The organism is Microvirga sp. P5_D2, assembly GCF_054049475.1.
In genome coordinates this window covers 1-1,899 of the sequence record NZ_JBFUMH010000346.1, presented here as the reverse complement: position 1 = coordinate 1,899, position 1,899 = coordinate 1, and the positions used below count along the sequence as shown (strand labels likewise).

Here is a 1,899-nt window from a genome sequence, read left to right as displayed (position 1 = left end):
GCAATGAACTCTTCAACCGACGGGCCGGTGGCATAGTGCTCGAGCATACGCGCCTGCTCGTCCAACCGCTTGAGAGCAAACAATTCCTCCTGCTGCCCGAGCTTCGCTTTCTGAACCGCCGTTTTCAGAACCGAGATCGTTTGATCGTAGACGCGCACCGGCACGGGAAATGGATGCCTGTCCTTGCCCCCATGCGCGAAGGAAAAACGCGCCGGATCGCTGAACCGGCACGGGGCACCATGCACGACCTCGGCCACCATGGCGAGAGCCTGAACGGTTCGAGCTCCAACTCCAGGGGTCAGCAACAGATCCGGGAAATCCTCCGGCCCGCGCTCTGCCGCAGCCGCCAGAGTTCCATGCAGCCTGCGCAGCACTACATCGCCGGAGCGCACGTCATGATGATCCGGAAGGGAAAGATGAGGAAGCAGAGGCTGCGTATCAGGCTTCGAGGCGCGTCCCTCCAGCGCCAGAAACTCTCTTGCAATCCCATCCGGCCCTAGAGAGTTGATCAACTCGATCTGTGCCTTGCGGGATGCCTCTGCACGCCTGTCGGTGAGATTGACGATCCGGCCCTGCTCGATACCGTCGATGGCCGTATGCGGCTCGTCGACAAAGCTCTTCAAACCCTCCGACAGCCAGTGGTAGCGGCGCGCCTGCTTACGCTCGCCGTTCATCCCCTGCTGGACCACAGCCCACTTGCCGTCATCGGTTACGATGAAGCCATGAAGGTAAAGATCGAACCCGTCCTGGATGGCGGCGTTGTCAACCTTCGCCACGAGCCGGCTGATATTCGCGAGCACCGCCCCATCGAAACCGACCCGTTCGCCGATTGATGAGAGTTCGAGAGGCGTTTGCCGCGACTGTTTTCCCCGCCCGCCRCAGACATGGATTCCCAACTCGCCGGACAGCGGCCCCAACCCGCGTTTGAGGGCCCCAATGACGCTGGTGGTAATTCCGGAAGAATGCCAATCCATGCCCATGACGGCACCGAAGGACTGGAACCAGAAGGGATGGGCTAGGCGCCGCAGCAGTTCGTCGCGCCCATAATGATGAACGATAGCCTCGCTCACCACGGCTCCCAGGCGGGTCATGCGGTCGGCGAGCCATTTGGGAACATGCCCGCTGTGCAACGGCAGGTCCGCACTTCCCGCTCTTCGCGCCATCCGGTGAAAGCCCTTATTGGAATCAACTGCCGCCAGTCACCTGCCAGCCATATTCCATAAAGCGCTCACACGCCAAGCTGGGCCGCCTCTGGCAGATTGCCGCAAAGCCTAGCTGGCGAGGGCGTATTCCGCTCCCGCCTGAGCAGATTGCGCCGTTATGGTCGCCTGCTCCAGGCCGAGAACCTGCGGGGCGATCTGATCGGCGAAGAAGCGCGCCAAAGCGATGCGCCCCTGGTGAGCCTGTGTCGCTGCGCCCTGCTGAATTTCCCGATCGGCTGCGAGGGCCGTCTGAGACAACGATGCAAGCCCGAGGGTGTGGCCGAACAAGGTGAGATAAGGCGTTGCTCCCGCGAGAGCATCCTGCGGTCTGTTGCTGTCAAGCGATTGCAGCAGAAATTCCGTTGCGCGGCGGAAGCTTGCGATAGCTTCCTTCAGCCGAACGCCGATTGCGACAAGATCAGGATTGCCGGATTCCGAGAGACGCTGCTCCATCCCGCTCATCTCATCGATCACCAGTCGAACCGCATTGCCTCCCGATGTGGGCAGCTTGCGCATCACCAGGTCGATGGCCTGGATGCCATTCGTTCCCTCATAGATCGGAGCGATGCGGGCATCACGCATATGCTGCGCAGCCCCGGTCTCCTCGACGAAGCCCATGCCGCCATGCACCTGCACGCCGAGCGAGGCAACCTCGCAGCCGATGTCAGTTCCATAGGCCTTGGCCACAGGTGTCAGC

Annotated in this window: 2 protein-coding genes; both read right to left on the bottom strand. The window is 61.6% G+C overall.

Features of this window, described 5'->3' with window-relative positions; all coding sequences use genetic code 11:
* Positions 1-1,163: DUF763 domain-containing protein (locus tag ACXJKO_RS31525; protein ID WP_457094937.1), on the bottom strand; the 1,163-nt coding region annotated here is incomplete at its 3' end.
* Between the two features lie 108 nt (positions 1,164-1,271).
* Positions 1,272-1,899, bottom strand: a 628-nt coding sequence (locus ACXJKO_RS31520) for an acyl-CoA dehydrogenase (RefSeq protein ID WP_457094936.1), incomplete at its 5' end; no start/stop codon positions are given.